The sequence below is a fragment of the Rhodococcus sp. (in: high G+C Gram-positive bacteria) genome (genome assembly GCF_049286785.1).
In the GTDB taxonomy this organism is placed as follows: Bacteria; Actinomycetota; Actinomycetes; order Mycobacteriales; family Mycobacteriaceae; genus Rhodococcus_F.
The window spans coordinates 1-4,593 of the sequence record NZ_JBAQEO010000241.1 but is presented as its reverse complement, the minus strand read 5'-3'; the positions used below and the strand labels follow the sequence as shown (position 1 = coordinate 4,593).

The 4,593-nt window shown below is 67.3% G+C and carries 5 protein-coding genes; 4 read left to right on the top strand and 1 reads right to left on the bottom strand.

Going from position 1 to position 4,593, the window contains the following annotated elements:
• Positions 1 to 121 precede the first annotated feature (121 nt).
• Positions 122 to 499 (top strand): SHOCT domain-containing protein, encoded by a 378-nt coding sequence (locus WAW17_RS09745; protein WP_422332778.1) that lies wholly within the window; start codon positions 122 to 124, stop codon positions 497 to 499.
• 19 nt (positions 500 to 518) lie between these two features.
• Here the strand turns inward: WAW17_RS09745 and WAW17_RS09740 are convergent, their stop codons facing one another.
• Positions 519 to 1,412, bottom strand: a complete 894-nt coding sequence (locus tag WAW17_RS09740) for a LysR family transcriptional regulator (protein WP_422332777.1) — start codon at positions 1,410 to 1,412, stop codon at positions 519 to 521.
• 72 nt (positions 1,413 to 1,484) lie between these two features.
• Here WAW17_RS09740 and WAW17_RS09735 point away from each other — a divergent pair, with 72 nt between their 5' ends.
• The 3 genes from WAW17_RS09735 to WAW17_RS09725 are packed head-to-tail and all read left to right on the top strand — an operon-like array spanning position 1,485 to position 4,387.
• A complete protein-coding gene (locus tag WAW17_RS09735; protein ID WP_422332776.1) occupies positions 1,485 to 2,402 on the top strand; it encodes an EamA family transporter in 918 nt (305 codons plus the stop codon).
• A gap of 25 nt (positions 2,403 to 2,427) precedes the next feature.
• Entirely contained in the window at positions 2,428 to 3,684 is a 1,257-nt protein-coding gene (locus tag WAW17_RS09730) for a MurT ligase domain-containing protein (RefSeq protein ID WP_422332775.1), read from the top strand.
• A complete protein-coding gene (locus WAW17_RS09725; protein ID WP_422332774.1) occupies positions 3,677 to 4,387 on the top strand; it encodes a type 1 glutamine amidotransferase in 711 nt (236 codons plus the stop codon). Before WAW17_RS09730 ends, WAW17_RS09725 begins: the two co-directional genes overlap by 8 nt.
• The last annotated feature ends 206 nt before the right edge of the window (positions 4,388 to 4,593 follow it).

The following is a 4,593-nucleotide window of genomic DNA, read 5'->3' as shown; positions in this document are numbered from 1 at the left end:
CCGTCTTCCATGTCCGGAAGTTTTGTTATCGGACAATTCACCTGTTTCGGATGACGCGGACGGTCACCCGTGGTGCGATAGTCGGCGCTACGTCTCAACACTGTGAATGGAGCGCACCACCATGGATTCTTTCTGGGACTTCCTCTGGGTCATTCTCGTCAGCTTCGCCTTCGTGGCGTATCTGATCCTGTTGTTCTCCATCATCACCGACCTGTTCCGCGACCATAAGACGTCCGGTTGGGCCAAGGCAGTGTGGATCATCTTCCTCTTCTTCATCCCCCTCCTGACGTCGCTGGTGTACCTCATCGTCAAGAGCGACGGCATGGCCGAACGCTCGATGGCCGCCGCTCAGCAGGTGAAGCAGGCGCAGGACAGCTACATCCGCGAGGTGGCGGGCAAGTCGTCCTCAGAGGAGATCGCCCACGCGAAGGCGCTCCTCGACGCAGGCACCATCACGGAACAAGAGTTCCAGGCTCTCAAGGCAAAAGCTCTGAGCTGAACTTCGCTGAGCTGATATCTCAGTTCTCGACCCGCGCCGCGACGTCCCGGAAAGCCTGCAGCACCATGGCCACCGCCGGGACGTCGTCCGCTGTCGGACGCCTCGCCAACTCGTAGATTCGGGCGGCGCGCACACCCGCCAGCGGCAACCGGACCACGCGCGGATTGGTCACGGCGTGACGAGCCAGCAGCGCCACGCCGTGACCACCCGCCACCAGCTCCTCGATCACGCGGAAGTCGTTGATACGCAGTACCACCCGCGGCTGCACCCCGGTCGCCGACGCCACCGAGAGCAGCACGTCGTCGACAGGAAATCCGCCACGCACACTGATCCACGACTCGTCGGCCAACTGTTCCGCCCGCACCGATTCCTGCCCCGACAACGGGTGCCCCGGCGGCAGAATGAGGTCGATGGGTTCACGCATCAACGGTTCGGCCGTCACGCGCGGCGAGGACGTGTCCGGGGCACGCTCGTCGCGATGCGTGAGAACCACCTCGTAATCGGCGAGCAGTGACGGAACCTCGGAGGACGGCACATCCTCGTCGCGGGCCTGCACGTCCACACCGCTACCGGCGAGAGCCTCCAGGACGCCCGGCAACAGCAACGCGGCACCGGACGGGAACAGGGCCACCCGCACGCGACCCCGCGGCGAACCGCGGTAGGCGGCCATCTCCGCCGAGGCGCGGTCCAGGGCGGCGATCACGTCGTCCGCGCGGACCACCAGTGCCTGTCCGGCGTCGGTGAGGCGCAGTCGCCGGCCGTCGGGCTCGAGCAGTGTCACACCGGCCTCGCGCGACAGAACCTTGAGCTGCTGCGACACAGCCGACGGCGTCATCGTGAGGGCATCGGCGGCCGCCGCCACCGTCCCGCGGTCCGCCAGCTCACGCAATATCCGAAGACGCGTCGCATCCATGTAGCAAAACTACATGGATGATGTACTTTTGTGCGCTTGTCCTGATCATTCGTATCGCTCACGATAAAGGTCATGACCCCCCGCGACCGACTGCTCGGCCTGACCGTGGTCGTGCTGTGGGGACTCAACTTCCTCGCCATTCGGATGGGCCTCGACCATTTTCCGCCGTTCTTCTACGCGGGCCTTCGGTTTCTCGTAATCGCCGTCCCGGTGATCCTGTTCGTTCCCCGGCCCCAAGTTCCCGCCAAGTGGCTGTGGCTCTACGGACTCGGCTTCGGGGTCGGCCAGTTCACCTTCCTGTTCTGGGCGATGCACGCCGGGATGCCGACGGGCCTGGCGTCGCTCGTACTGCAGTCGTCGGCGCCGTTCACCGTGGCACTCGGCGCCATTGTGCTGCGCGAGCGACTGCGCCCCGTCCAGGTGTCCGGACTTCTCGTCGCGGTGATCGGCATGGTGCTCATCGGCTGGGACCGCACCCAACACGCCGCCCTGCTGCCGGTGGCGCTGACCCTGCTCGCCGGGCTCTCATGGGCGCTGGGCAACATCGGCAACCGGCAGGCGGCGTCCGACCAGCCGATGCGGTTGATGCTCTGGATGTGCGTGATCCCGCCGCTGCCGATGCTGGCGCTGTCCGCGGCCGTGGAAGGGCCCACAGCCGGCTGGGACGCGCTCGTGGCGTCTCTGCACGGCGACGGCCGGCAGGCACTTGTGGGTCTGGCCTATATCGTGATTCTCGGCACTATCGTGGGGTCGGGGTTGTGGACGTCGCTGCTCAGCCGGTATCCGGCGGGCATGGTCGCGCCGTTCTCGCTGCTGGTTCCCGTGGTCGGGATCGGGGCGTCCTGGCTCGTCCTACATGAGGAGCCGAGCCTACTGTCCCTGATAGGCGGGGTGATCGTCATCACCGGCGCCGCCACCACCCAGCTGCCCGCCGGAGTGCGCCGGAACACGCTTTCCCGCTCGCCTGTCCCGGAGCGAGTCGGCGTCTGACGGGACGCTGTGCAAAACTCGCCAGGTGAGTACTGGAACCGGGATCACGACCCGCGGCAAGATCGCGCTCCGTGCGGCGGCGGCCGCGTCCTGGGCGTCACAGAAAGCGGGACGCGGTAAGGGCTCGATGATCGGCGGCCTCATCGCGCTCGTGATCGACCCGAGCTTGATGCAACAACTCGGCCGTGAACGGCGCACCGTGGTGATCACGGGCACCAACGGCAAGTCCACCACCACCCGGATGACCGCCGCGGCACTCTCGACCCTCGACGACGTGGCCACCCAGGCCGACGGCGCGAACATGGACGCCGGCATCGTCGCCGCCCTGAGTAACCGGCTCCACGCACCGCTCGCCGCGCTCGAGGTCGACGAACTCCACGTCCCGCACGTATGCGACGCCGTCCACCCCGAAGTCCTCGTACTGCTCAACCTCAGCCGCGACCAACTCGACCGTGTCGGCGAGATCAACATGATCGAACGCAAACTCCGGGCCTGCGTCGCCGCACATCCCGAGACCCTCGTGATCGCCAACTGCGACGACGTCCTCGTCGCCTCCGTCGCCTACGACGCGAAAAAGGTGGTGTGGGTGGCGGCCGGTGGCGGCTGGGCCAGCGATGCCGCCAGCTGCCCCCGCACCGGTGAACCGATCGTCTGGGAGGGAACCCACTGGCGTAGCACAGGTTCCGATTTCGCCCGGCCCACCCCGGACTGGTGGCTGGACGACGAGAATCTGTACGGTCCCGACGGACTGAAGATCCCCCTGACGCTGGCGCTCCCCGGACGCGCGAACCGGGGCAACGCGGCCCAGGCCGTCGCCGCCGCTGTGACTATGGGCGCGAAGCCGGAAGACGCGGTCGCGGCCGCGGCCACCGTCCAGGAAGTGGCCGGCCGCTACAGCACCGTCCAGATCGGGTCGCATTCCGTGCACATGCTGCTCGCCAAGAACCCCGCAGGCTGGCAGGAAGCGCTGTCGATGATCGATCCCACCGTCGACGGACTGGTGATCGCCGTCAACGGCCAGGTGCCCGACGGCGAAGACCTGTCCTGGTTGTGGGACGTCCGATTCGAACACTTCGAGGGCGTCAAGGTGGTAGCCGCAGGCGAACGCGGCACCGATCTCGCCGTGCGCCTCACATACGCCGGAGTCGAGCACACGCTCGACCCCGACCCCTTGCGAGCCATCGCATCCTGCCCGCCCGGACGCGTCGAAGTACTCGCCAACTACACCGCATTCCGCGACCTGAACACCGCTATCGCGAGGGAGGCGGCACGCAATGTCTGACTCGACCGTACGCATCGGCCTGGTCCTTCCCGACGTGATGGGCACCTACGGCGACGGCGGCAACGCCCTGATCCTCCGGCAGCGGCTGCGCATGCGCGGATACGACGCCGAGGTCATCGAGATCACCCTGAACGACCCCGTCCCCGACTCCCTCGACGTCTACACCCTCGGCGGTGCGGAAGACTCGGCGCAGCGCCTCGCCACCCGGCACCTCGGCCGATATCCCGGACTGCAGAAGGCCGCCGAACGCGGAGCACCCGTCCTCGCGATCTGCGCGGCCATCCAGGTGCTGGGCAACTGGTACGAAACCTCGAGCGGTGAACGCGTCGACGGCGTCTCGATGCTCGACGTCACGACGTCGCCGCAACCTGCCCGCTCCATCGGCGAAGTGATCAGCACCCCGCTGATCGACGGACTCACCCAACCGCTCACCGGATTCGAAAACCACCGCGGCGGAACCACACTCGGACCCGGAGCCACAGCGCTCGGCCGCGTCAGACACGGCGTCGGGAACGGAGTCGGGGACGGCCTCGAAGGTGCCGTCCAAGGCTCCGTCATCGGCACCTACATGCACGGGCCCGCCCTCGCCCGCAACCCCGAACTCGCCGACCTCCTCCTCAAACGGGCGCTGCAAGTAGACGAACTCGCCCCCCTCGACCTCCCCGAGGTCGAGCAACTTCGCCGCGAGCGCCTCCGCGTGTAGCAGGCGTCGTCCCCCCGCGCCGGTCGTCCCCCGCGCCGGTCGCCGTCCCCGCGCTGGTCGCCGTCCCCGCGCTGGTCGCCCAATGTGACACCGGTTCCGCCTGAATAGACCACTGTGACTGTGAGACTGGATTGGTCCGGCGAACGGACGGGGCACGGAGCCGTCAGGAGGATCGCTGCGGATGGTAAAAGACCCCGAACAGGGGT